Genomic DNA, 24,944 nt, shown 5'->3' on the forward strand with positions numbered 1-24,944 from the left:
TCTGACAGGTAGTATTTTCAATACACACACCGTCAAGTTAACAGGTGAGAGCCATGACCGCGACCACAGAGGCCACCGGCGCCAAGCCGACCGACCAGGACCTCCCCCACCCCGAGTCGGTGCTCGTCGCGATGCTTCCGGTAACGGACATCGGGGCGAGCGCCCGGTTCTACGGTCAGCTCCTCGGCCTCACCGTGCTCCGCGAGTTCCTCCACGACGGGCAGGTCACCGGATGCAGCCTGAGCCATCCCCGGGCCGGCTTCGCCCTGAGCCTGCGGCTCCGGGCCACCCTCGGCGCGCCGGCCGACCTGCGTGGCGAGCACCCGATCATCTGGCGGGTCCGGGACAAGGCCGCGCTGGAGCGGTACCGCACCCACGCGGACGCACTCGGGCTCTCCCCCACATCCCGCCGACACGACGACGCCGACCTGGTGGCCGTGGTCGACCCCGATGGGATCGACGTCCTGGTCGGGATTCCAGCCCGGCCCTGGGACCGCTTCCAGGGATACGAACTCGTGGCCGACGGGTACCGGCTCAGCCACGAACAGCCGCTGCTCGATGGCGGCTAGAGACCCGATGCGCATCACGAGAACCCCGTCCGGATCGCACGGCGCAACGGCGCCACCGAACGCGGTGCCCCGAGTTCCGGGTAGCCGCCGAGGATGGCGTCCAGCCACACTGGACGGGTTGATGGTCCCGTGAGGGGTGAACACCCGGGGGCCGACTCGTATGGCTACTCGCGCTTCCTGACCTCAACGGCCTCGAGCGCAACGTCCTAGAGGACTACACCCGTGATGAGCGCGAAGAACGAATCGGGTTCCGACGCGTCGCAGGTCGGCGAATCGAACGGAGGCCCGCACCGGGACCTGACGGTGGCTCTGGCCACGGTCGCGGTCGCTTTCGACCGGTTCCGTCTCGCGACCGCGCGCGGGCTGCTCGGCGTGGGCAACACCGAGATGCTCGCGCTGACCGTCATGGCGATGCGCGGACCGCTCACGCCGAGCGAGCTCGCCGGCGAGGTCGGTATCAGCAACGCCGCAGCGACCAGCCTGCTCGACCGGCTCGAGGTCGAGAACCTGGCCACCCGGAACCGTCACCCCCGCGACCGGCGCAAGCTCGTGATCGAGCTGACCGCCGTCGGACGTACCGCCATCCAGCTCTACCTGGAGCGCATCACGGCCGTGGTCGAGCGCGGCGTGTCCGCCTGCAGCCCTGGTGAGCGGAGCGCGCTGCTGCCGTTCCTGCGCCAGGTTGCGCACGGGCTCGCGGAGGTGCCCGACCCGCCCCCGTTCCAGCCGCATGTCGAACTCGACGATCGCGGCGGGATCACGGCTCACCTCACCGGGGAGCTGGACTTCGCGAGCGTCCCCGCTCTGGGCGACTGGCTCGATGAGCATGTGAGCGACGGCGCCGACAGCGTGACCATCGATCTGACGGCGGTGAGCTTCCTGTCCAGCGCGGGTATCCGGTTGCTCGTCGAGTTCCAGCACGGCCACCCCGGCGGCGGTGTCCGGCTGCACGCCCCACCGCAGAGCCCCGCCGGCCGGGCCTTGGCCCTTGCCGGGCTCCCCGCATCGGCACCCGGCGACCAGCACCGGATCACCGGTCGCGCAGAGGAACGCCCGCAGGAGGAGAGGCCACCTCAGGGACGGAGCCCGTACCCACCGTTCGGCGAGTGAGCCGATGTGAGCTCCACGCCGGGCAGCACGACCGGCGAGGGCGCCCACCCGGACGGCACCGGGGAGATCGGGTCGGCATTGACGCTGGGTCCCGGGCGGCGGAAGCTTCTCCGGCAGGTCGTGGGGGGGTGCCCCCGTGGTTCTCCGGAAGGTTCGATCGTGTGCGCGGCCGGTGCGACGGCCGCGCCGATAGGACGGGTCGCCGACCCGGCGGGACGGCGACCGCGCCGACGCTCCCGTGGGGCGATCAGGTCCGAGGCAGGGGGCGCGCGCCGTGCGACGGAGCCCATCGATCGACTTCGTGGCTCCGGGCACCCCGATCGATCGCAGCAATTGCGAGCGCGAGCCGATCCACACGCCCGGGGCGATCCAGCCCGGCGGCGCGCTGCTGGCGGCGGAGGCGCAGGACGGCACGATCGTTCAGGTGTCGGCCAATGCCGGCGCCCTGCTCGGACGTGAGACCGACCGGACGCTGGGCGCCTCGCTGAGCGAGGTGCTCGGCGAGGAGCTGGTCGGCGAGCTGCGACGTCGCTCCACCCTGCTCACCCCGAACCTACGGCCGGTGCGGGCGACGATCGCGGGTGGCGAGTTCGACGCTTTCGCCTACCGCCCCGACGAGCAGCTCCTCGTCGTGGAGCTGGAGCTGGCCGCGGAGGCCGGCCGGCCCGGGACGGCGGACCTCCAGGAGCGGTTGGCGCAGTCGGTGGCGGCGTTGCAGGACACCTCGTCGGTGGAGGAGCTGCTGGTCCGGGCGGCGCGGGTCGTGCGTGAGCTGACCGGCTTCGATCGGGTGTGGGCCGACCGGTTCGAGCCCGACGACCACGGCGTGATCGTCGCTGAGGACAAGCTCGAGCCGCTGCCCGCGTTCCTGGGGCTGCACTATCCGGCCAGCGACATCCCGGCCCAGGCACGCGCGCTCTACCTGCAGAACCGGCTGCGCCTCATCCCCGACGCGCAGGCCGAGCCGGTGCCGCTCGTGCCGCTCGTGAACCCCCTGACCGGCGCGTGGCTGGACGTCTCGGCGGGAGTGCTGCGGGCCGTGTCGCCGATGCACATCGAGTACCTGCGCAACATGGGCGCGACGGCGTCGATGTCGATCGCGCTGTCGGTCGGGAACCGGCTGTGGGGGCTGATCTCGGCGCATCACTACGCGGGTCCGCGGCAGGTGGGGCACGAGGTCCGCGCGACCTGTGAGCTGATCGGACTCGTCTGTTCGATGCAGCTCCAGGCGCTCGAAGCGCTCGAGACCAGCGAGCGGCGCGTCACACTCAGCGAGCACCGTACGGCCGTGCTCGAGCAGGTGGCCGCCGCGGAGACCATCCCCGAGGGCCTGGCGGACGCCGACGCGGCGCTCCTGGGCGTGTGCGACGCCGACGGCGCAGCCGTACGCCTCGGATCGGAGCTGCGGTTGGTCGGACGCACCCCGGACGAGGCGGCGGTGCGGTCCCTGCTGGACGAGTTGGCGGCGCGCGACACCGCTGACGTCTTCCAGGCCGCGTCGCTGGCGGCCGCCCTGCCCGGCCACGCGGGGCTGACCGACACGGCGAGCGGCCTCCTCGCCGTGCCGCTGGGGCACGCGCGCGGCAACTACCTGGTGTGGTTCCGTCCGGAGTGGGTGCACACGGTCACCTGGGGTGGCGCGCGCGCCGCGACCGATCGAGGTGCCGCGCAGGCGCCGCTGGGCCCGCACGGTTCGTTCGCGCAGTGGGCGGAGTCGGTACGGGCCACCAGCCGCCCGTGGCGTGAGGTCGAGGTGGAATCGGTGCTCGAGCTCCGCGGCGGGCTGGGGACCTTCCTCCTGACCCGCGCCGAACAGCTGGCTGCTCTCAACGCCGAGCTCGCCCGCTCGAACGCCGATCTCGACGCGTTCGCCTACATCGCCGCACACGACCTCAAGGAGCCCCTGCGCGGCATCAACAACTTCGCCACGTTCCTGGTCGAGGACTATCACGACACCCTCGGCGCCGAGGGCCGCGAGCAGCTGGCGACGATCATGCGGTTGGCCCGGGGCATGGGAGGCCTCCTGGACTCGCTGCTGGAGTACTCACGTATCGGCCGCGCCACGCTCGAGCCGGCGGACTTCGCCGTGTCCGAGCTGGTCGACGATGCGCGCGAACTGCTCGCCGGGCGCCTGACGGTCTCCCACGCCGCGCTGCTGGTGACCTCCGGCGAGCAGCGGCTGTACGGCGACCGCAGCCGGGTGCGGCAGGTGCTGGTCAACCTCGTCGCCAACGCGATCAAGTACAACGAGCACGCGCAGCCTCAGGTCGAGATCTCCGCCTGCCGGCTGTCCGAGACCCGCCGGGGTATCGAGCTGGCCGGACCGGACCGCCGGGTTGACGATCGCGCGACGCATCGTCGAGCGGCACGGCGGCATACTCTGGGTCGACGACTCGGCGCTCGGGCTCGGGTCCGTCCTGTGTTTCACGCTGGAGGCGCCATGAGCAGCGCTGAGCTCGAATCGCTGGCGGTCGTCGAGGACAACGACGAGGACTTCACCGCGCTCTGCCGCGCGCTGCGCGGGACCACGATCGGTGAGCACATCGTGCGCTTCCGCAGTGGTGAGGAGGCACTCGAGCGCCTGATCGGAGATCGCGCGACCCCCGACCCGTGGCCGATGCTGGTGCTGCTCGACCTGAACCTCCCCGGCCGACGCGGGCTGGACGTGCTCAGCGATCTCAAGGACGACCCGTTCGCCCGGGTGATGCCGGTCGTCGTCGTGTCGGGCTCCACGCGTCAGGAGGACATCGACGCCGCCTACCGACGAGGCGCCAACGCCTACCTGATCAAAGCGCTGGAGTTCGGCGAGCTGCAGAGGGGGCTGCGCGCGCTCCAGGAATTCTGGTTCCTCGTCGCCCACCCGACGCCGCCCCGCCGTGGCCGGACCGGAGCAGGGGTGCCATGACCTCCTCGGAAGCGAGCGGCACCACCCCAGCCGACGTGGGAACCGTCCTCGTCATCGACGACAGCCCCGAGAACCGCTACGCGGTGCGGCGCGCGTTCGTGCGCGAGGGCTTCACGGTGCAGGAGGCCGACACCGGCGCCCTCGCTCTCGTCCGTGCCGCCGAGGACCCCGACCTCGTCGTGCTCGACGTCAACCTGCCCGACATGAGCGGCTTCGAGGTGTGCCGCCGGCTCAAGGCCGCCCCGCGAACCGCGCACGTGCCCGTGCTGCACCTGTCCCAGACGCGCGTCGACGATGCCGCGCGCGTCCACGGGCTCGACGGCGGCGCCGACGCCTACCTCACCGAGCCGGTCGACCCGGCCGTCCTCGTGGCCACCGCCCGCGCGCTGCTGCGCATGCGCCGCGCCGAGGCCCGTCTGCGCCGCGAGCTCACCCAGGCGAAGATGTTGCAGGAACTGGCCGGAACGCTGGCCGCGGCCCACACCGCGGACGAGATGGCCGCGGAGATCGTCGCGAACGCCCACCGGGTGGTCAACGCCCATCACACCCAGCTGGGACTGCTCGACCGGGAGGCTGCGGTGGTGGCGCTCCGCCACGGTCCCGGGCCGGGCCCCCGCTCCGGCGACGGCTGGGAGCAGGTCCCGCTGGCCACGCCGACCCCGATGACGGCGGTGATCGAGTCGGGCCGTCCGCAGGTCTTCGGCAGCCGCGAGGCGCCGCTGGCGTCCTTCCCGCAGGCGGCGACGAACGGATCGGGCTGCCGGACGATGGCGGTGGTGCCGATCGCGCTCCCCAACGGTCAGGTGGTGGGCGCGTTGGCCGCGGCGTGGACAGAGGAGAACGCGGCGGACGAGCTCACGATGACGGTGCTCGCCGATCTCGCACTCCGCTGCGGAGCGGTCCTGCTCCGCGGGCAGCTGCAGAGCCGCCGTGCCCTCAAGCTGGAACGCTCGGAACTGACCGCTCGCGTGCTCGGCGAGCTGGAGACCGCCGGTTCGGCGGCCGCGCGCTGCCGACGGCTCATCGACCTGGTGGTGCCGGCCCTGGCCGACTATGCCGTCGTCGAGCAGCCGGGCCCGCCGCGTCGTGTCCTCGCGCTCGCTCATCGGGATCCGCACCTGCGCGAGACGCTGCGCATGCTGCGGGAGCATCACGCGCTGCCACCCCGGGCGGCCCACTCCACGCATCGGGCTGCCGCCGGGGAGTCTCACCTGATCGAGCGCATCACCCCGGAGCGGGTCGCCGAGTACGCCCTGGACCCGCCGACCGCAGCGCTGCTGGAGGAGCTCGGGCCACGCTCGCACATCTCCGTGCCGCTCATCGGCGGGGACACCGTCATGATGCTGGGCATCAGCCACCCGGACCGGCCGGACTACACCCCGGCTGATCTCGCCTACGTACAGGAACTCGCTGCGCGCGCCGGATCGAGCATCGCCACCGCCCGGTTGCTCGAGCACGACCACACGACCGCTGAGCGGCTGCAACATGCGCTGCTCCCCGCCACACCGCTCACCCATCCCCGCCTGCAGACGGCCTCCCGCTACCTGCCGGGGGACGGATCGCTGCACGTCGGCGGCGACTGGCACGAGAGCATCCTGCTGCCCGACGGGCGGGCGGTCGTCGCCGTGGGCGACATCGTCGGGCACGGGTTGGAGGCCGCCGCCACCATGGGCCAGGTGCGCACGGCATTCGCCGTGCTCGCGCCACGCAGCAGCGGCCCCGCCGATCTGATCAACGAGATCAGCGCCTTCGCCGCGACCCTGCCCTCGGCCCGCTACTCCACGATCGCCTGCGCGGTGATCGACCCCCACCGGGCCGACGTCACCTACGCCTGCGCGGGCCACCCCCCGCCCATCCTTGTCACTCCCGAGGGCCGGGCCGATCTCCTCACCGCCGGTCGCTCCCCGCTGCTGGCGTTCCCGGTAGCCGAGCACCGCGAGGAGGCAGCCGTCGCGCTACCGATCGGGTCGACCCTGCTGCTCTACTCCGACGGGCTCGTCGAACGCCGCGGAGAGATCATCGACATCGGGCTGGAACGGCTGCGCTCCACCGCGCAACGCACCGCCACCCTGCCCGTCGGCTCCCAGTGCGACGCCATCCTGACCACCCTCACCCGTCTCCAGCCCCGCTACGACGACATCGTCCTGCTCGCCGCGCGACTCACCCCCGCCGCCGACGAGCAGCCGCAGCCACAGCTCCAGCACTCGCCACGGTCGAGCCCGCCGGCCACACCTGCCCTCCGGAGCTGAACGGCCGCCGTTCTGCCCGGGCGGGACCTGCCCGTCGCACCTCCTCCTGCAGTCCGCCCGGCAGGTCGTTGTCGACACCGGTCCGAGCGTGGTCGACCGTCAACGGTGCCCGCCGGCCTCGTGAGGCGAGAGGATTCGACGAGCGAAACGTCCGCTCGGCGAAACTTCTCCCGGTCGGACTCCTCGGCGAAGATGCGCCCGACGGCGCCTGCCGCGGCACGGGGCAGGGTCCTAGCGTCGACGGTGCTCCGAGGAGCACGGAACGCCCCGATCCGGGCCGCGGAGAGAGGGCCGCCGGCGTCCCTGCCCCGGACGCCGGCGGTCCACCCGCACGCCACGCCAGGACCGGGACGGTGTATGCCCAGATCGCGCGGTGCCGGGCGAGATGTCTGCGTGACTCCTGACGTCGTGCGGAAGAGCGCGCCCTGCACCACCGACGTGTTCGGTTCCGCGGAGGACCGACGTCGCTCCACCGAGGACGTGACGGACCTCCACGAGCGCATCGAGCGCGCGGAACGCAGGGCCGAGAAGGCCGAACAGCGGCGCGACGACCACGAGCGCGCCGTCGTCACCCGAGCCCGTATCGATCAGGTCGAGGGCATCCTGATGTCCGGCTTCGGCCTGGAGCCGGACGACGCGTTCGACGTGCTCGTCTGGCTCTCGCAGCAGACCAACACCGAGCTCGTCCATGTCTGCGACGACATCCTCCGTGCCGTGCGCACCGTCGACGTCCCCGACGCCTGCCGCGACGAGATCACCGCGGTGCTCGATCGCCTTCTCCGGCGGACCGCGTGAGTCCGGGCGAGGAGGCCGAGATCGAGCTCGCCGCGATCATCGACGACGTGCGAGCCGGACACCTGCCGTTCGGCACCGTCGCCGCCGAGTTCGCCGAGGAAGAGGCGAGCGCGCGTGACCCTCGGCGCATCGACGTCCTCCGGCGAGCCCTCGAACGGCTTCAGGACCGACAGCGACCACGTGCCGCGGGGGCCGACCTTCCCTGAGTCGCTCCCCCGGGTCGATCGACTCGCACCGGCGGAGCAGGCCACCCTCCCCGCTGCTGACAGCAATTCACGAGCGGCCGACGCGCCATCCCCTGCTACCTCGTCGTCGCGTTCCTCGTCGGTGGCTGGTTCGGGCAGCGGCTCGCTGCCGCCCCGTGCCGATCAGCTACGCCTACGGCGACGGGTGCGTGTACGGGCACTGCGCGGGCGGGAAGAAGCTCGACCTCATGCGCGCACGCCCGGAGGTCTGTGTGGAGGTGGAGGACGTGCGGGGGCTGACCGACTGGCGCTCGGTGATCGCGCAGGGCCGGTTCGAGGAGCTCTCCGGGGACCAGGCGGACGAGGCGATGCAGCTGCTGATGCGCCGGTTCCGGCGCGAACGACCGAGTCGGACGGCCCTGCCCGACGACGGGCACGGCACGACCGACCACGGCCACGGAGCCGGCACGGGCGCGCCGGTGCTCTACCGCATCCGCCTGCACAGCCGCACCGGCCGCGGTGAGACCCCGAGGTGAGGCCGGGATCCACCGATCCGTGTGGAGGCTGACGAGACGCCGCGGGCGAGCTGCACCGTCGTGGTGGTCGCGCGCAATGCGCGAGGAGGCCGGGCGCCGACCCCGGCCGCCCCGGGGAGGGACAGACGTTCGAGGTCAGCGCCCGGCCGACCCGGAGCCGAGGGCGACCAGCGTGCAGGACACCGTTCGAGCGGGTCTCGGCGCCACGCACCGCCAGTCGGCACGTGCACGCAGACCCACGGCGCCGACCTTCCGCGGTCGCGAGCTCCGCGTGGGCGTCCGGGCTCCGGGTAGGCCCGCGCGCGAGGGGGGCCGGCGTTTCTCCTCCACCCCGACCGTGGCCCCGCGCCGGGCCTGTCCACGACAGTGCGATCGCCGACCACCGTCGGGCAGGACCGAAGGTCCCGGGCTCGACCCCCCCCACCGGTCCGAGTTCGGCGGCGCCAGGGACGGTGCCGGGCAGGCGTCGAGCGGGGTTCCCGGGCGTGCGCACCAGCCGGTCGCCGAGAGCGCCGGCGCCCCCGTGCTCGAGCAGCGCGGGCACGACAAGCTCGTCGACACCACGTTCGTCATGGGTGCGGGAGAGGCCGGCGGACCTCGTCGAGCTCGTCGACGTGCGGCGCTTCGGGCCGGGCGAACGAGTCGTGCCCCAGCCCTGCACCCGGTCGCCGGGGACCATCACGTCGAGACCCAGGTCCGGTCGTCCCGCGGGGTGCTTCCCACCGGCACGACGATCTCGTTGCGGCGTCGGAACGGCAGCGTCCAGGGTGGGTCGTAGAACCACGCGGCCGCGTCCCCGATGGTGTCGATGCCGCGGTCGCTCAGAGTCTGCAACAGCTCGTCGGTCCGGGCGGCGACGGCTCGTGCGCCACGGTCGCCACTGAAGCGCAACACCGCGACGGTCTCTCCGGGCACCGTCACCAGCCTGACCCCGTCATCGTCAGGTACGGGCAGGGTCTCCAGCGTCCACTTCGCCGGCATGAAGAACCGGATCCTCCACCCACCGTCGTCCTGACGGGACTGGGCGACGGGGGCGGTCATGGCGATCTCGTCGCCACCGGCCGGCTGCTGCGCCACCGGCGCCGTCATCGCGATCTCGTCGCTGCGGTGGTTGGCCCCGAAGATGTAGCGTGCCAGGCGCCGGAACCCGAGGTTCCGGGCCTGGTCCTCGTCGCCCGCGACCACCGTCTCCGCCGCGATCCGCGGTCCGTACCGCCGTAGCTCGACGCTCTCCGTCAACGGCCGACGAAGATGGTGCGGTTCCTCCGTGCCGACCCGGATCCCGCCGACCGACAACACGGACTCGACCACCTGCACGGCGAGCTTGCGGACGTCCACGTGACCCTCCTCCAGAGGGGCGGTCTACCGGAGAACTCTACGCTCGGCACGGCGGCGACCGGCGCGGTCGATCGCGACGGTGCCGGTCACTCGCACCACGTTCGACGTCACGGCATCGGCACAGAGGTCGGTGCACGGCTTCTGACCGGGATGAGCGCGGCGGGATGCGACCTGCGACCGACGGCTGGCAAGAACGCACGACGAGGCTCAGGAGCCGCTTCCGATCGTGGACAGTCGAAGGCCACCGTCGAGAACTGGGCCGAACGAGAATCCGGGAACGCGCCGCGTGCGCAATCGACGACAACCGGTCGCATAGCCGAAAGTAGTGGGGTGCCTGAGCAGACAGGCGTCGTCCGTCGACAAGATTGCCGAGCGCACTGCCCTCGCGTCGCCTGTCCGAATCAGCCTCGAGCAACTCTCTGTTTGCGATCTGTAGCTCCTCGTCATGGAGGTCGACGCAACGAAGATCGGCGGGTCGGAGGCCACGCAGCGCCTTGACACGAAGAGTGGTGCGCAGGACAGTCGATCCCCCATTAGTCGCATGATGTCGGGAGCGACCATGTCGTGGAACCTGCGGGGCCGCTACGTAGAGACCTGCTCCTGCGAGTTGATGTGCCCGTGCAACCTGTCACTGGATCACGGCGCCACCTACGATTTCTGCCGAGCCAGTCTGGCTTTCGACATCCGACAAGGATCGATCGGCGGCACCGACGTATCGGACCGCAAGATCGTCATGATCATCGACACGCCGAAGATCATGACCGAAGGGAACTGGCGGGTCGGGGTGTTCGTCGACGACCAGGCGAGCGACGCCCAGTTCGAGCAGCTGGCCCAGGTCTTCAGTGGTCAGCTCGGGGGACCGATGGCCGGTCTCGCCCCACTGGTCGGGGAGGTCCTGGGACCGGAGCGGGCCACGATCGAGATCGACCACGACGGCCTGCGGCACTCGGTGCGCGTATCCGGAGGGATCGACTTCGAGATCCAGGACATCGTGCCGTTCGGCAAGGAGCCCGCGGAGCCGGTGAAGTTCTCGGGCATGTTCCACCCGGTGGCCTCCGACCTCACGATGGCCGAGGCCACTCGATCACACATCGACGCCTTCGGTATCCGGTACGAGGGCAAGACGGGGGTCTCGCACTCGGACTTCTCCTGGGCAGCTTGACGACATGACCCTGGGGAACCGCAGCGAGCGAGCCGCCGATGAAGGCCCCCGTCCGGCGCTGGCGGCTGCCGGCGCGCGGCTCGGTCTCGTCGTCGCACTCCTGGTCGTTGCGGCGGTGGCCTGGTGGTGGTCCGCCGAGCAGATGCGGGGAATGGACTCCGGCCCGTGGACCGCTCTCGGCGGTCTCGGCTGGTTCGTCCTTCTCTGGGTCGTGATGATGGCGGCGATGATGTTTCCGTCGGTCGCGCCGACCGTTGCGTTGTACACACGGATGACGAAGACGCGGACCCCTGTCGCACCCTCTGCCTTCACCGGCGGGTACCTCCTGACGTGGACCGTTGCCGGTGCGATCGCCTGGGGGGTCGGAGCGGCCTCGAGCCGGGTGGGTGGCGATGCTCTCGCGTGGGACAGCGGCGGTCGTGCTCTCGCGGGTGCCGCGCTCATCTTCGCGGGCATCTACGAACTGACCCCGTTGAAGAGCGTCTGCCTGACCAGATGCCGGAGCCCGCTGGGTTTCCTGCTCGGCTCCTGGCGCGATGGCTCGCTCGGCGGCCTGCGGATGGGCGTCAGACTCGGCGCCTGGTGTCTCGGGTGCTGCTGGGCGCTCATGCTCGCCCTGTTCGCCCTCGGCGTCATGAGCATCGTGTGGATGGCGTTCGTCGCCGTCCTCATCGCCATCGAGAAGCTCGCACCGTGGCGCTCCCTGGTCACCTACGGGACGGCGGCACTCCTCGTCGTCCTCGGAATCGTCGTTCTCGTCGCCCCGACCGCCGTTCCCGGGCTCACGATCCCCGGAATGCGCGACATGGTGATGATGTGATGCTCCTCCGATGGGGGTGCCGAACAAGCGGGCGGTGACCCGGTCGCTCGCCCTCCGCGTCAGGGAGCTCGGCCGAATGTTCCGCCGCGAAGGCACCGGGGGACGACCGGCCGAACACCTCCGAGGAACGGAACACGAATTGTGCCTTCAGCCGTCGGCGCGAGGTGTCACCGTGTCCGCCATGGAAGTGACCGACACGGACGTGGCAGCCATTCCGCCGCGCAACGTTCCCGACACGGTCGGGGCCCACTGTGCTGCGGTCACCGCTCGGAGCGTCGCGGAGCGCTGCCGCAACCCCAGCGCGCTCGCGTCCGCCGCCTCGACGCGTGGGCCCGGTGCGAGCCGCGACGGACTCCGGGTTGTCGTGACCGCGCGGTCGGGCACGACCTCGATCAGGTCGCGCCGGGTTCGTAGAGAGCGTGGGTCCGGCCGGCGAGATCGGCGACGCGGTCGCGCAGTTCCGGTGGATGCGTGATCTCGATCAGAGGGCCCAGGGAGAGCACGTCGGCGGCGGTGTGCTCGAGGGAGTGCCATCGAAAGCTCACCTCGCCCCACCCACGGGGATCGGCGACGGCGTCCGGTCGCGGCCGCAGTGGTGGGAGGCGGCCGAGGACCGCCGCGAGGGTCGCGCCCTGCGGCGCGATCCGGGCTCGCGCTCGCCGGGGCTGCCGCCGCGGGGCCCGCCACCCGAGACCCACGGCGGGTAGCGATGCCTGCTGGTCGAGCAGGGCGAACCCTCCGCCGGGTCCGTGTACCGAGTAGATCGGCACGCCCGCCCCGATGAGGGCCTCGATGTCGCGCAGCACCGTCCGTCGACTGACTTCCAGGCGCGCGGCGAGGTCGGCCCCGGTGAGCCGCCCCTGACTCTGCAGAAGCGACGCCAGGGCCACCAGCCGGCCGGCGCGCATGCCGCCAGCCTGCCGACCTCCGGAGCGAGTGACAAGAGATGTCACTTTCCGGGTCTAGCGTGCCCGAGCGGAAGGCACGGTCCCCGCGTGGAGAAGGCGAGACGAGACGATGACCGCCATCGAGGTCGAAGGATCGGGGACACCGTCAGATCCCTGGGTCCTGGCCACACCACCAGGCACGTCGCAGTTCGAGAGCTACCGCGACCCCGACGCCGATCCCCCCGCACTGGTGGTGCAGGTCGGGACCACGGAGCTGCGCTATCACCTGCGCTGCATCGACGACCTGCACCAGATGCTGGTCGCTCATGGGGACTGGATGCCTCTGGGCAACGCCGATGAGCAGAAGCCGGCGAAACCGGACACGGTCGAGGCGTGGGGGCGAGCGGCCGACAACCCGGTCGGCGGGTGGTACGGCCTGAAGAAGGGGCTCCGCGGCCGTTTCGGGAACTACGTACCCCCCGTCCTCGAAGCCCTCGGCCTCGCCGAGCTCGAGCACCACAGCCGCAACAACCGCGTCCGGGCCCGCTGACCCGGGAGACCTCGGTGCTCCGCCACTGCCCTCGACCCCGGAGCGCTGCCCCTGCTCAGTCGCCGTCGACGAGGTGTTCGATGTCGTCGTTGTGGCCGACGGCGAGGATGACGTCGTCGCGGGACACGACGGTCTCGTTCGTGGCGTAGGTGAACGACCCCTCGCCCTTCTTGACCGCGACGACGGTGACGCCGTGCTTGCTGCGGATCTCCGACTCGCTCAGCGGCACACCCAGGATCTCCCGCGGTGGGCGGAGCTTGGCGAGGGCGAAGTCGGCGTCGATCTTGAGGTAGTCGAGCACATTGCCGGAGACGAGGTGGGCGACGCGCTCGCCCATGTCCTGCTCGGGGAACACCACGTGGTGCGCGCCGATGCGCTCGAGGATGCGGCCGTGGTGGGCGCTGGTGGCCTTGGCCCAGATGTCGGGTATCTCGAGGTCGACGAGCAGCGAGGTGACCAGGATGCTGTCCTCCAGGTGGTCCCCGATCGCGACCACGGCCCGGTGGAAGTCGCCGACGCCCAGCTGCCGGAGCGCCTCGATGTCGGTGCAATCGGCGGTCACCGCGTGAGTGAGCTGGGACGACAGGTTCTGCACCGTGCGGTTGACGCTGTCGATCGCGAGCACTTCGGTGCCCTGCCGCTCGAGCTCGAGGGCGATCGCGGTGCCGAAGCGACCCAGTCCGATCACCACCACGGGCGCGTGGGTCGTGTCAGCCAATGATCGTCCTCTCCTCGGGCCGCTGGTAGTGCCGAGGGCGCTCGCGCAGGGCCAGCGCCGAGGCCAGCGCCAGCGGCCCGAGGCGGCCCACGAACATCAGCACGACCAGGACCACCTGGCCGACGGCCGGCAGCTCGGCGGTGATCCCCGTCGAGAGCCCGACGGTACCGAGAGCGGAGAGAGCCTCGAACAGCACGCGGTCCAGGTCCTCGTCGCTGGCGCCGAGCAGGACGAAGGTCGAGGCCATCGCCAGGCCGACGCCGAGCAGCGCCACCGCGAGGGCCTGGCGCTGGTTGGCCACCGGGATGCGGCGGCGACCGACGTCGACGTCCGGCTCCCCGCTCATCTCGGCCCACAGGACCGCGGCCAGCAGACCGAAGGTGGTGACCTTGATACCCCCGGCGGTGCTGGCGCTGCCCCCGCCGATGAACATCAGGACGTCCGTGGCCAACCAGCTCTCGGGGGTCATCGCCCCGATCTCGACGACGTTGAACCCGCCGCTGCGCGGCATCACGGCCGAGAAGAAGCCGGCGAGGGCCTTGCCGCCGACACCCATCGGTCCCAGCGTCGCCGGGTTGCCGTACTCCAGTGCGGTCAACAGCGCCGTGCCGACGAGCAGCAGCACGCCCGAGGTGACGATGGTGATCCTGGTCGTCACCGACCACGTCCGCGGTCGCCACGACGCGACCAGTTCGAAGATCACCGGGAAGCCGAGGCCTCCGACGATCACGGCGAGGGCCACCGGGAGCAGCATCCACGGATCGCCGGCGAACCCGGTCATCCCGTCGGACCACAGCACGAACCCGGCGTTGTTGAACGCCGAGACCGCGTGGAACACGCCCTCCCACACGGCGGCGCCCGGCGCCACCCCGTAACCCGCGACGAGGCGCCCGCCCAGCGCCAGCGCGGTCAGGGCCTCCCCGACCAGGCTGAACAGCACGACGTTGCGCAGGACCCGGCGGACATCACTGAGGTCCAGACTGCCGGACTGGGCCTGGGCCACCAGGCGGGCCCGCAGACCCAGACGCCGGGACACCAGCACCACCAGCAGGGACGCCACGGTCATGATCCCCAGCCCCCCGACCTGCATCAGCCCGAGGATCACCAGGTGCCCGAACGTCGACCACGACGTCCCGGTGTCCACCGTGACCAGGCCGGTGACGCACACCGCCGACGTCGCGGTGAACACCGCGTCGAGAACGCTCGCGCCCTCCTCGCCGGCAGCGGACGCCGGCAACAGCAGCAACCCGGTGCCGATCGCGATGCCCACGGCGAACGCCCCGGCGATGATCTGTCCCGGTTCGGCCGCACGGGGTCTGCCGTGAGCACGTGGGCGTCGACGGGACATCACCGTCGCCAGCTACCCCGTCCGGGCCCCGGCATCCCACCTCGGACGCCGCCGGCTCCTCAGTCCTCGTCGCCGACCCACCCACGGACGTAGCGGCGGACACGGTGGAGGTCCAGGACCTCGCCGGCGTCGTCGAGGCGAACACGGTAGGTCGCCATGAAGTCGGTGGTGCCGGGGATGCGACGCAGTTCGACGACGTCGACGTCGAGCACCCAGTCCGCGCCCTCGCGGCGCAGCGCGACGATCTGCTCGGTGTCCTTGCCGGTCAGCTGGGCGACCTCGGCCAGCGCGGCCCGGGAGACGGCGCGCACACGGTCACGAGACAGGGTCATCGCTCCATGGTGCTCTCCGACCGAGGGTCGGGGTGCCGCTGACACCACAGCGCGCTCAGGGCTCCCCGTCCGCCGAGTCCTCCGAGAGGTGCGGCGGGTCGGCGAGCTCGCTCGGCAACGGCGCAGCGCCCGGCACGGGCTCGAGGGCGGTGAGCTGGAAGCGCACGACCTCCCGGCCGGGGCCCGGACCGTCGAGGCGCCACCCGAGCACGCCGGTGCTCGGGACGGTGAGACCGCCGAAGGTGCGGTGCTCGAGGATCTCCGCTCCGAAGGGCACCTCGCGGAAGCGGCCGGAGCCCTCGGGATCGCCCCAGCGCATCGTGCTGATCCGACGGGGCAGGCCGCCCCGATGCAGGGTGAGTCGCAGCGACACCGGGGCCCCGGCCACGACGAGAGCCACCGACGCGCTGTCCCGGTCCTCGGCGGTCCAGCGCACGGTGTCCGAGGGCAGGAGCACCGGCGGAACCCACATCGCGCTGAGCGCGGCGTGGGCGACGTCGGTGCGGGCGAGGTCCGGTCCGACGAGAGCGGGGTGGAGGCACCGTCCCAGCAGGGTCGTGCTCCGTCTCGCCTCTCCGTCCACCCAGGAGTCGACGACCCGGAGGCCGCCGGCCATGCGGATCTCGCGGAAGTACCCGTGCGTCGGAAGCGTCACCTCGTGGCTACGGAACGGCCACCACAGGCCACCGATGCGGATGAGCCCGCGGCTCCGGATGCGCGCTCCCACCACGTCGCCGACCGTGGACGCCACCGAACAGGCCGCGTACCGCGCCGCAGGCGTCGGCGGTGCCGCCGTCACGTCCCCGAGAACCGGCTCCGCTCCCCCGACCGTCTCCCTCATGTCCGTCGCCACCACTGCGGTCCCTCCCCGTTCCCATCCATCCGGGCGCCTCGCCCGTCGCCACCGTGGCTCGCGGGCGGGACGCGACGGCAGGGTCTCCGGCATCCCGTCGCCGCGACCCGCGGCCCGGTGCGTCCGGGCCCTCCGGCCCTGCCGAGGCGGGGTGGACGGCATCGACGGTCACGGCATGAGCACGACCCCCGTGACCACACCTCCGCGTGGACTCGCCGCACCCCCGGAGGCTCTCGACGACGACCCGCCGGCCCGGGTCCTGATGAGCCCGATCGGACCGAGCGAGGTGTCCCCCACCACGCGGGTGGTCACCGCCCTGCAGATCGCGCGCGAGCGCGGGAGCGATCATCTCGTCGTCCGCGGTGACGGCGAGATCCGCGCCGTCGCCGAGGTCGACCTGCAGCGCCATCTCCTCGAGGCCGGGGTACGACCGTCACGGATGCTCGACCCGGTCTCGGCCGTCGCGACCCGGGTGCACGGTGTCGGGCCCGAGACACGCCGTTCCCGGGCTGCCGAGCTGATGCTCGCTCAGGACCGTCCGGTGCTGGTCGTCGTGGAGAACGGCGAACCGTGCGGGCTGCTCGACGCGCGCAGCGTGCTGCGCAGTCTCGCCGGCGGGCGGGACCACCGACCCACCCCATGAGGCCTTCCGGCCGGTGACGGCCCCACGGCGCGGGGCTGGACTGTCGGCATGATCGAAAGAGACTCCGACGTCCCGGCAGGCATCGACGCCGTCCGTGCCGTCGGCACCGTGACCCGTCACGACTACGAAACGGTCGTCGTCCCCATGCTCGACGCCGCCGTCCGCGAGGGGCGCCGCCTGCGCTTCCTCTGTGTGGTCGACGAGGACTTCCACGGCCTCACCCCCGACGGGGCGTGGGCCGACGTCAAGCTCGGTCTCACCGCCATGCGCCGCCTCGAGGGCTGCGCGGTGGTCAGCGACCTGCCCTGGGTGCGGGACACGACGAAGCTCGCGTCCTTCTTCCTGCCCGGCCACGTGCGTGTGTTCGACGCGATCCAACGCGAGGAGGCGCTGCGCTGGCTCGAGAGCCTGCCGGGGCGGCTCGCGACCACGCGGATCGACCCCGCGGCCGGGGTGGTGGTCGCCGACGTCGGCCAGCCGCTGCGTCGCGAGGACGTCGAGGTCATCGCGACCGCGGTGGACAGCTGGCTCGCCGACCACACCGACCTGCCCGGACTCGTCCTGCACGCCTCGTCGTTCCCCGGCTGGGAGAACCTCGGCGCCCTCGTGGAGCACCTGCGCTTCGTGGGCGGCCACCAGCGCCGGATCGGCCGGGTCGCCCTGGCCGTCGACGGTCAGCCGGTGGGGGTCGCCGCGCGGGTGGCCGGCGCCCTGCTCCACCCGGAGGTCCGCCACTTCGCCACGGGCGAGATCGACGCGGCGATCGCCTGGGCGGGTGCGGGCGCCCGACCGGCGGCCTCGGCCTGACCTCAGGGTCTCGGCAGCAGGACGATCTTGCCGACCTGCTCGCGGCGTTCGAACCGGGTGTGCGCGGCGTGGATCTCGGTCAGCGGGTACGTCGCCGCCACGACGGGCCGGACGTCGCCGCGACGGGCGGCCTCGACGAGCAGCGCGAACTGCGCGGGGGTGTGCATCGTGGAGCCCAGCAGCGCGAGGGAGCGCAGATAGAGGGTCCGCAGGTCGAGCTCGATCACCGGGCCCGCGAGCGATCCCGCCACCACCCATCGACCCCCCGCCCGAACCTGCGGCAGGAGGCCGGTGAGGACGCCACCGCCGACGACATCGGCCACGACGTCGACCCCGGCGGGGACGAGTTCGGAGAGCCGTCGGCCGACGTCACCGGCCCGGCGGTCGAGCACCTCGTCCGCGCCGGCCGCCCGGACGGCGTCCGCCTTGTCCGCCGAGCTCAGCGCGATCACCCGGGCACCCCGTCCCGCGGCCAGCGACACCAGACCGAGACCGACGCCGCCCGACGCACCGGTGACCAACACGGTCTGCCCCGCATGCACGGCGGCCCGATCGAGCATCCCGATCGCCGTGCCCGAGGAGATCGGCAGACACGCCAGCTCGACATCGGTCAGGGGGGAGCCGGTCACGTCATGGGCCCGGTCGGCCTGCACCAGCACATGTTCGGCGTACGCGCCGTCGGCCTCGCTGCCGAGCACCTCGGCCACCAGGGGCTCGGGTCCGTCGCTGTAGCGCAGCACGGGGTCCACCAGCACCCGCTGGCCCCGCCGTGCAGGATCGACGCCCTCGCCGGTCGCCGCGACGTAGCCGCAGACGTCGGCGCCCTGGATGCGGGGGAAGTCCACGGGCCCGAGCCACCCCGAGGGCTCGCTGCGGCCGTAGGCGCCCTGGCGGGTCCACACGTCGGTGTTGTTCACCCCCGCCGCGGCGACGTCGACGAGGACCTCACCGGGCCCGGGGCTCGGCGTCGCGACCTCGCGCACCTCGAGAGCGTCGACGCCGCCGAAACGGGTGAGCACCGCTGCGAGCACGAGAACCTCCGGGCTGTCAGGGCCGGAGGCGGAGCACCGCGTGCCCGACGCCGGTCTCGCGCGGGTCGGCGAGCAGGACGGCTGCTCGGACCGACTCGTCGTCGAAGGCGTCCACGTACACATCCGCGTGCAGGCCGCGCAGAGCGGCCTCCACGGTCGCCGACTCGACCACGATACCGGCCACGACGGCCTCACGGGCGCTGTCGGTGTGGGTGCACACCGCCATGACGGGGTCGCGGCGCCACGGCAGATCGAGCGTCAGGGTGTCCGCGGGCACCGAGCCCGGACTGTGCCAGGCGGGGTTCCCGTCACGGGTCGGACCGTTGAGCAGGTGCAGCCAGGCGCCGCGTGACCCCGCCGCGTGGGCGACGTCGACGACGCGCGCCTGGTCGGCGGGTGCGGCGTACCGCGGGGACGCCCCGGTCCCCTGGTACCGGTTGACGCGACGGCGTGCGAGGTCCATCGGTGCCGCGGGCCGTCGGCGGGTGCCTGCGACCACGGCGAGGGGCCGCGCTTCCGGGGTTCCGGCGATGACGGTGCGGGGCGCCCACCCGAGCGCGCGCAGGGTGTTCTCGACCGCCCCGACGAGGCGCCCGGCCTGCACGAGGGCTTGGTGCCGGGGGCTCCCTGCCGACGGGTCGAGCGCGAGCTCGATGCGCCGGTCGTGGACGGACACCGAGCACGCGGGTGCCGCCGGCCCCCCGAGAGGTTCGAGAGCCTGCAGGAGAGCCGAGATCTCGGCCGGAGACCACCTGCCGGCCGAGGTCGCGGGTGCACGGGTCGCGCTCATGGGAAGCAGCGTGGGCCGCGGCCGGCCGCGCCCCCAGGGCCGGACGTCACCACTCCGAGGCCCTCCGACCCGGCCGGACCCGGTCCGGCGGCCCTGCTCCACCGCTGCGGGCCACCCCACGCTCGACGCCATGAACCACGACCAGGGCCCGCGGCGGGCCCGCGACCTGATGACGAGCCCGGTGCTCACCGTGCCCCCCGACGCACCGCGTGCCGCCGCCGCGGCGCTGCTGGTATCCCACGGCATCGCCTCGGCTCCGGTCGTCGACGCCCGGGGCCGACTGCTCGGCATGGTGGACGAGCGCGGCCTCGTCGGCGGGGACGATGCGGCACCCGCGGCCGAGCTGATGACGCGGGCGACCGCCGTCGCCGGGCCGGACACCCCGATCGACGAGCTCGTCGACCGCCTGCTCGCGAGCGGGACCCGCGCCGTCCCGGTGGTCCGTGAGGACATCCCCATCGGCATCGTCAGCCGGAGGGACGTTCTCCGGCGCGTCGCTCGGGGCGAGCTGCTCGGCGAGGGATCGCGCGCTCCCGACGACCGCGTCCCCGCCGACCCCGACGTCCCGCCGGACGGCCCCGTGGTGGTGGGGATCGACGGGTCGGAGGGCTCGGTGCGCGCCCTGCGATGGGCCGCGCGGGCCGCGGCGAGCACCGGGGCACCCCTCGTCGCCGTCATCGCCTGCGAGACGCCGGACCTGTACGGCACTCCCGCCCAGGTCGTCGCGGAAGCGGGGCTGCGGCTCGCGACGACGGTGCGGCGGGCGCTCGGCGCGGACGAGGCGGCCCGGAGGGCGTTGACGGAGAATGTGCGCGAAGGTCGCCCGATGCGCGTGCTGGTCGAGGCGAGCGAGGGCGCGCGCCTGCTCGTGGTGGGGAGCCGCCACGTCGACGGTCCCGGCGGCCCCCCGGGCGGCTCGTTGACGGCGCGGCTGGTCAGCCGGGCCCGGTGTCCGGTCGTCGCGGTGGTCCCCGCACCCGCGGAGAGCCCCGGAGCCCCGGTCGCGGAGGCCGGTTCGGCGGTTCCGGTGACCTGAGGCGGACACCGCCCCGGTACCCGAGATCGGATACCGGGGCGGGAGGCGGGGCGACGCGGTGTGGTGGGACTCAGGCGATCGGTCCCACGGGCAGGGGTCCGGCGAGCGCCGACGCGTCCTCCGGCGCCGTCTCCTCGGTGGCCCGCGCCGACGGGACGACCGTCACCGGGCACGGGGCGCGCAGGACCGCGGCCAGGCCGACCGAGCCCAGCAGCCGGCTGCGCAGGCCGCCCCGGCCGCGGTGGCCCACGACCAACAGGGGGGCGTTCTCGGCCTCCCGCATCAGCACGTGCGCCGGGGACCCCGAGAGGGCCACGACCTCGACGGGCACGGCCTGCTCCTCGGCATCCATCCCGCCTCGGATCTCCTCGACCCGGGCGCGCGCGCTGTCCTCCACCGCCCGGCGGAGGCTGCCGTCGTCCGCCAGCAGCGGCATCCCGTAGTCGGCCATCCAGGCGTCGGGCGGCTCGTGCGCGACCACGGCACGCACACCGAGACCACGACGGGCGGCCTCGTCCACGGCGTACCGCAGCGCCTCCTCGGCGTGGGCCGAGCCGTCGAACCCCACCACGATCGTTGCGGGGCCGTTCTCCGTTCCGTCCATCGTGCACTCCCGTCGTCCGACCAGCGGCTTGTTCCCGGGACAGAGTGCCGACGGGCAGGGTCCCGGCGCCCGAGGCGGACGGCCCTGCCTCGGGGGTCCTTCGGTCCCTGGTGACCCGCCGGAGCGGCACGGAAGGTGTGATCCGAGGACGAGGGAGGTGCCCCGTGCACCAGGAAACGCCGAGCGCGCCGATCCGCGGAAGCGGACCGCCGACCGGGACCGAGGTCGAGGAACTGCTGCACGCCGCGGCGCTCGCCCCGTCGAGCCACAACAGCCAGCCGTGGCGGCTGCGCTGGCACGACGGCGCCGTCGAGGTGCACGGTGACCCGGAGCGGATGCTCCCCGCCTCGGATCCCGAGGGACGGGAGTTGCGGATGGCGTGCGGAGCGGCCCTGGTCAACGTCCGGCTGAAGGCCCGCACCCAGGGACGTCGGGTGCACGCACAGCTGATGCCGGACCCCGACGACCCCTGGTTCCTCGGTCGCGTGCGGCCCGGAGCACCGCTGATCCCGACGGACTGGGAGGTCGAGCTCGCGGCGGCGGTCCCCCGCCGGCACACCGACCGGCACCCGTTCACCGGGCCGCCGCTGTCGGTCACCCTGCGCGGACAGCTCGAACGGGCCGCCTGGCGGGAGCGCTGCCGGCTCATCGTCGTGGCGGACCCGCGGGAGCGACGCCGGCTGCGCGAGATCACCGTCGAGGCACACCGGCAGCAGCAGAGCGATCCCGCCTTCCTCGCGGAGTGGGAGCGGTGGGTCGGGAACCCCGACCGGGTCGACGACGGCCTCCCGCCGACCCACGCCCGGCGCGCACCGCGCCCGGACGGGGCGTGGCGTCCGCGTGACTTCGCCGGGGCGGTCCCCGACGCCGACCGCGCGACCGCGTCCCCCGAGCCGGGCCAGGACGAGCCGACGATCGCCGTGCTCATGTCCTACGACGACACCGCGCTCGCCCACGTCCGGGCCGGACAGGCCATGCAGCAGGTGCTGCTCACCGCGACCGCGCGGGGTGTGGGCGCCTCCTTCATCGCGCCCCCGATGGAGCTCCCGGACGTCCGGACCGAGGTCCGTTCCCTGCTCGGCGGCGTGATGTGGCCCCAGGTCGTGCTCCGGCTGGGGCGGGGCCGCCCGGTGTACCCGACGCCGCGGCGTCAGTCGGGACACTGAGGGTCGAGCGGCACCCACCACGAGAGCCGCGTCCCGGACCCGGTGGGCGAGCGGCTCACGTCGGCGTCCCCCCCGAGAGCCCGGGCCCGGGCCACGAGGTTGGACAGACCGCTGCGCGCGACGTTCTCGGGGATACCCGCCCCGTCGTCGGTCACGTCCACCGCGAGGATGTCGTCCACCGAGACGGTGACGACCACGGACTGCGGGGCGCCGTGCCGGACGGCGTTGGACACGCCCTCCCGCACGACGGCCTCGACCTGTACGACGAGCTCCTCGGGCACGGTGTCGACCGCCCCCGAGAGACGCACCACCGGCTCGAGGGCGACGTGGGCGGACATCTCGGCCACCGCGCCGCGCAGACGCCCACCGAGACCGGTGCCGCCCCCTCCGACGACGTGCAGGTCGAAGATGCTCGTGCGGATGTCCCGGACGATGCCGTCGATCTGGTCGACCGCCTCGTTGACCCTGCGCGCCGCCTCGGGAAGCGCGGCGAGACGGGCCTGGGTGGCCTGCAGCCCGAGGCCGACCGCGAAGAGCCGCTGCAGCACGTGGTCGTGCAGGTCGGCGGCGATCCGCTCGCGGTCGGAAGCGACGTCGAGCTGGCGGCGCGCCTGCTGTGACTCCGCGAGACGCAGGACGAGGGCGGCCTGGTCGGCGAAGGAGGCCACGACGGACAGGCCTTCGGCGTCGAGCTCCTCCGAGCCGGCACGGCGCACGACGACGAGCACCCCGGTGATCGCCGTGGTGCCGTCGAGCGGCACCAGCAGGGCCGGCCCGAAGCGACGGTCCTGCCCGTCCACGGTCAGCACGAGGTCCTCCGCCACGCGGGGCGCGTGGGTGCGCGCCACCGAGGCCAATGCGGAGCCGTCGAGCCCGAGCCGGGCCCCCACCGGCAGGCGGTCCTCGAGACCGACGCTCACCGTCACCCGCACCGGAGGCGCGACGTCGCCCTCCGCCACGACCGACGGTGGCGTCGTGATGATCGCGCCGGACCCGTCGGCGAGCTCCGACGCGCGCTCGGCCGCGAGCACGAGCGCCTCGCCCGGGTCCGCGCCGGCCAGGACCTGTGTGGTGATCTCCCCGGAGGCCTCCAGCCAGCGCCCCCGGCGCTGGCCCTCGACCACCAGCCGCTCCGTGGCCTGGTGCAGGCGCGCGTTCTCGACGGCGACGCCGGCCGCGGCCGCCAGGGCGACCGTCACCTCCTCGTCGTCGGAGGTGAAGTCACCGTGACGCTTCTCGGCGAGGTACAGGTTCCCGAACACGGCGCCCCGCACCCGGATCGGCACCCCGAGGAAGCTCGCCATCGGGGGATGGTGGGCCGGGAAGCCGACCGAGGACGGGTGCGCGTGGAGATCACCGAGCCGGAGGGGTTCGGGGTGGCGGATCAGCTCGCCGAGCAGGCCGAGGCCCCGGGGCAGGTCCCCGATGCGCGCCCGGGTGTCGTCGTCGAGCCCCGTGGTGACGAACCGGGCCAGACCCGTGCCGGCCTCGTCCAGGACCCCGAGTGCGCCGTAGCGGGCGTCGACCAGGTCGGTCGCCGCCTCGACCACCCGACGCAACGTCGCGTCCAGGTCGAGGCCCTCGGCGACGGCGATCATCGAGGAGTACAGGGCCCCGACGTGCTCCGTGCTCCCGGTGCCGGCGGCGAGGCCGTCGGGCTCGTTCGCCGCCGTTCGACACGGCGCGGCACCAACGTGCTCGCCCACGGTTCCTCTCTCCTGCCCTCGAAGCGTCCGACCACCCATGGTGTCCCCGGTTTCGCTCTGTGGCTAGGAGAACGGGCTCGACGACTCTCACGCGGCGACCGGGGGATGGTGCGGGCAGGCGGTCCGGTGGTGGGTGTCGACGTGCACGGTGCCGGGGACGGCAGCGGCGATGACCGTGGCGAGGTGCTGCTCCACCGGATCGTCGAACTCGTCGCAGAGCGCGACCTCGCCCTCCCTCGCGTGGACCGTCCACCGGCTCCATCCGGCGTAGGCGTCCAGCTTGCGCTCCACCGCGGCACGCAGGTCGGCGTCGCTGCGGGCGAGGACCCGGGTGATGTCGAGCCGGGTCACGATGCCCACGAGCTCGTCGTCGGTGACGACGGGCAGGCTGCGCAGGCCGCGGTCCACCATGAACACGGCGACGTCGGCGATGTCGGTGTCGGGGGGCACGGCGCACGCGGTCCGGGTCATCACCTCGCCGATCCGGGCCGGCGGCCCCACCTCGTCGTCGCGGGCTCGCAGGATGTCGGACACGGTCACCACTCCCACCAGCGCCCCGCCGGCGACGACCGGCAGCAGGGCGAACCCGTACCGGCACAGGAGCCGGGCGGCGACGTGCACCGAGGTCTCCGACGACACGGTGAGCGGTGCCCGTGTCATCACGTCACGGATGAGCACCCTGCGCCTCCTACCGGAGATACGGACGCCGGCGGTCGTCGGCTCGAGTGATCGTCCGACACCGGGCCGGTACGCCGTCAGGGTCGTTGGTCCCCTCCCCCGCCGCCCGCGGCGTCCGACGCCCCG

The 24,944-nt window shown here is 73.0% G+C and carries 25 protein-coding genes; 14 read left to right on the top strand and 11 right to left on the bottom strand.

The window, feature by feature from the left end:
* The first annotated feature begins 53 nt into the window (after window positions 1-53).
* The 7 genes from PH189_RS01090 (at window position 54) to PH189_RS01120 (ending at window position 8,349) form a co-directional block, all read left to right on the top strand.
* Window positions 54-569 (top strand): VOC family protein, encoded by a 516-nt coding sequence (locus PH189_RS01090; RefSeq protein WP_274186880.1) that lies wholly within the window; start codon window positions 54-56, stop codon window positions 567-569.
* 303 nt (window positions 570-872) lie between these two features.
* A complete protein-coding gene (locus PH189_RS01095; protein ID WP_274186881.1) occupies window positions 873-1,679 on the top strand; it encodes an STAS domain-containing protein in 807 nt (268 codons plus the stop codon).
* A 301-nt stretch (window positions 1,680-1,980) separates the two neighbouring features.
* Window positions 1,981-4,584: a response regulator gene (locus tag PH189_RS01100; protein ID WP_274186882.1), complete on the top strand. Its 2,604-nt coding sequence runs from the start codon at window positions 1,981-1,983 to the stop codon at window positions 4,582-4,584.
* A gap of 35 nt (window positions 4,585-4,619) precedes the next feature.
* Window positions 4,620-6,833 carry a SpoIIE family protein phosphatase gene (locus tag PH189_RS01105; protein ID WP_274186883.1) on the top strand — a complete coding sequence of 738 codons (2,214 nt, stop codon included), beginning with the start codon at window positions 4,620-4,622 and terminating at the stop codon, window positions 6,831-6,833.
* Between the two features lie 393 nt (window positions 6,834-7,226).
* Window positions 7,227-7,628 (top strand): ANTAR domain-containing protein, encoded by a 402-nt coding sequence (locus PH189_RS01110; protein WP_274186884.1) that lies wholly within the window; start codon window positions 7,227-7,229, stop codon window positions 7,626-7,628.
* On the top strand, window positions 7,625-7,834 hold the full coding sequence (locus PH189_RS01115) for a hypothetical protein (protein ID WP_274186885.1): 210 nt from the start codon (window positions 7,625-7,627) through the stop codon (window positions 7,832-7,834). The genes PH189_RS01110 and PH189_RS01115 overlap by 4 nt, the downstream gene beginning before the upstream one ends.
* A 155-nt stretch (window positions 7,835-7,989) precedes the next feature.
* On the top strand, window positions 7,990-8,349 hold the full coding sequence (locus PH189_RS01120) for a pyridoxamine 5'-phosphate oxidase family protein (RefSeq protein WP_274186886.1): 360 nt from the start codon (window positions 7,990-7,992) through the stop codon (window positions 8,347-8,349).
* A gap of 678 nt (window positions 8,350-9,027) precedes the next feature.
* Here PH189_RS01120 and PH189_RS01125 read toward each other — a convergent pair.
* Complete coding sequence (locus PH189_RS01125) at window positions 9,028-9,687, bottom strand: SOUL family heme-binding protein (protein ID WP_274186887.1); 660 nt, start codon at window positions 9,685-9,687, stop codon at window positions 9,028-9,030.
* 445 nt (window positions 9,688-10,132) lie between these two features.
* Between PH189_RS01125 and PH189_RS01130 the strand changes: the two genes are divergently transcribed.
* Both PH189_RS01130 and PH189_RS01135 read left to right on the top strand, forming a co-directional pair.
* Window positions 10,133-10,849: a DUF1326 domain-containing protein gene (locus PH189_RS01130; RefSeq protein ID WP_274186888.1), complete on the top strand. Its 717-nt coding sequence runs from the start codon at window positions 10,133-10,135 to the stop codon at window positions 10,847-10,849.
* A 4-nt stretch (window positions 10,850-10,853) separates the two neighbouring features.
* Window positions 10,854-11,669 carry a DUF2182 domain-containing protein gene (locus PH189_RS01135; protein WP_274186889.1) on the top strand — a complete coding sequence of 272 codons (816 nt, stop codon included), beginning with the start codon at window positions 10,854-10,856 and terminating at the stop codon, window positions 11,667-11,669.
* 392 nt (window positions 11,670-12,061) lie between these two features.
* Here the strand turns inward: PH189_RS01135 and PH189_RS30275 are convergent, their stop codons facing one another.
* Entirely contained in the window at window positions 12,062-12,577 is a 516-nt protein-coding gene (locus PH189_RS30275; RefSeq protein WP_337994118.1) for an HTH domain-containing protein, read from the bottom strand.
* Window positions 12,578-12,686: 109 nt separating this feature from the next.
* Here PH189_RS30275 and PH189_RS01150 point away from each other — a divergent pair, with 109 nt between their 5' ends.
* The gene (locus tag PH189_RS01150) at window positions 12,687-13,106 is read left to right on the top strand and encodes a DUF6855 family protein (RefSeq protein WP_274186890.1); all 420 of its coding nucleotides are present in this window, start codon (window positions 12,687-12,689) and stop codon (window positions 13,104-13,106) included.
* Between the two features lie 55 nt (window positions 13,107-13,161).
* Here the strand turns inward: PH189_RS01150 and PH189_RS01155 are convergent, their stop codons facing one another.
* From PH189_RS01155 to PH189_RS01170, 4 genes are all read right to left on the bottom strand, one after another.
* Window positions 13,162-13,824: a potassium channel family protein gene (locus tag PH189_RS01155; protein ID WP_274186891.1), complete on the bottom strand. Its 663-nt coding sequence runs from the start codon at window positions 13,822-13,824 to the stop codon at window positions 13,162-13,164.
* Entirely contained in the window at window positions 13,817-15,094 is a 1,278-nt protein-coding gene (locus PH189_RS01160; RefSeq protein WP_274186892.1) for a TrkH family potassium uptake protein, read from the bottom strand. Before PH189_RS01160 ends, PH189_RS01155 begins: the two co-directional genes overlap by 8 nt.
* Window positions 15,095-15,231: 137 nt before the next feature.
* A complete protein-coding gene (gene gvpO, locus PH189_RS01165) occupies window positions 15,232-15,504 on the bottom strand; it encodes a gas vesicle protein GvpO (RefSeq protein ID WP_274186893.1) in 273 nt (90 codons plus the stop codon).
* Between the two features lie 55 nt (window positions 15,505-15,559).
* A complete protein-coding gene (locus PH189_RS01170; protein WP_274186894.1) occupies window positions 15,560-16,345 on the bottom strand; it encodes a DUF6544 family protein in 786 nt (261 codons plus the stop codon).
* A 187-nt stretch (window positions 16,346-16,532) separates the two neighbouring features.
* On the opposite strand from PH189_RS01170, the gene PH189_RS01175 reads away from it, so the two are divergent.
* Complete coding sequence (locus PH189_RS01175) at window positions 16,533-17,000, top strand: CBS domain-containing protein (RefSeq protein ID WP_274186895.1); 468 nt, start codon at window positions 16,533-16,535, stop codon at window positions 16,998-17,000.
* Window positions 17,001-17,048: 48 nt separating this feature from the next.
* Window positions 17,049-17,807, top strand: a complete 759-nt coding sequence (locus PH189_RS01180) for a SpoIIAA family protein (protein ID WP_274186896.1) — start codon at window positions 17,049-17,051, stop codon at window positions 17,805-17,807.
* 2 nt (window positions 17,808-17,809) lie between these two features.
* Here the strand turns inward: PH189_RS01180 and PH189_RS01185 are convergent, their stop codons facing one another.
* Together PH189_RS01185 and PH189_RS01190 are read right to left on the bottom strand one after the other, a co-directional pair.
* Window positions 17,810-18,838 (bottom strand): zinc-binding dehydrogenase, encoded by a 1,029-nt coding sequence (locus PH189_RS01185; protein WP_274186897.1) that lies wholly within the window; start codon window positions 18,836-18,838, stop codon window positions 17,810-17,812.
* A 16-nt stretch (window positions 18,839-18,854) separates the two neighbouring features.
* On the bottom strand, window positions 18,855-19,514 hold the full coding sequence (locus PH189_RS01190) for a hypothetical protein (protein WP_274186898.1): 660 nt from the start codon (window positions 19,512-19,514) through the stop codon (window positions 18,855-18,857).
* Between the two features lie 244 nt (window positions 19,515-19,758).
* On the opposite strand from PH189_RS01190, the gene PH189_RS01195 reads away from it, so the two are divergent.
* A complete protein-coding gene (locus PH189_RS01195) occupies window positions 19,759-20,664 on the top strand; it encodes a CBS domain-containing protein (protein WP_274186899.1) in 906 nt (301 codons plus the stop codon).
* A 70-nt stretch (window positions 20,665-20,734) separates the two neighbouring features.
* Here the strand turns inward: PH189_RS01195 and PH189_RS01200 are convergent, their stop codons facing one another.
* Window positions 20,735-21,268, bottom strand: a complete 534-nt coding sequence (locus PH189_RS01200) for a universal stress protein (protein WP_274186900.1) — start codon at window positions 21,266-21,268, stop codon at window positions 20,735-20,737.
* 164 nt (window positions 21,269-21,432) lie between these two features.
* Here PH189_RS01200 and PH189_RS01205 point away from each other — a divergent pair, with 164 nt between their 5' ends.
* Complete coding sequence (locus PH189_RS01205) at window positions 21,433-22,434, top strand: Acg family FMN-binding oxidoreductase (protein ID WP_274186901.1); 1,002 nt, start codon at window positions 21,433-21,435, stop codon at window positions 22,432-22,434.
* Here the strand turns inward: PH189_RS01205 and PH189_RS01210 are convergent.
* Together PH189_RS01210 and PH189_RS01215 are read right to left on the bottom strand one after the other, a co-directional pair.
* Window positions 22,419-24,140, bottom strand: coding sequence for a GAF domain-containing sensor histidine kinase (locus tag PH189_RS01210; protein WP_274186902.1), 1,722 nt, complete (start codon window positions 24,138-24,140; stop codon window positions 22,419-22,421). The two genes, PH189_RS01205 and PH189_RS01210, sit on opposite strands and share 16 nt — an antisense overlap.
* An 87-nt stretch (window positions 24,141-24,227) precedes the next feature.
* A complete protein-coding gene (locus PH189_RS01215) occupies window positions 24,228-24,818 on the bottom strand; it encodes a CBS domain-containing protein (RefSeq protein ID WP_274186903.1) in 591 nt (196 codons plus the stop codon).
* Window positions 24,819-24,944 lie beyond the last annotated feature (126 nt).

Source organism: Actinomycetospora chibensis (assembly GCF_028737215.1).
In the GTDB taxonomy this organism is placed as follows: Bacteria; Actinomycetota; Actinomycetes; order Mycobacteriales; family Pseudonocardiaceae; genus Actinomycetospora; species Actinomycetospora chibensis.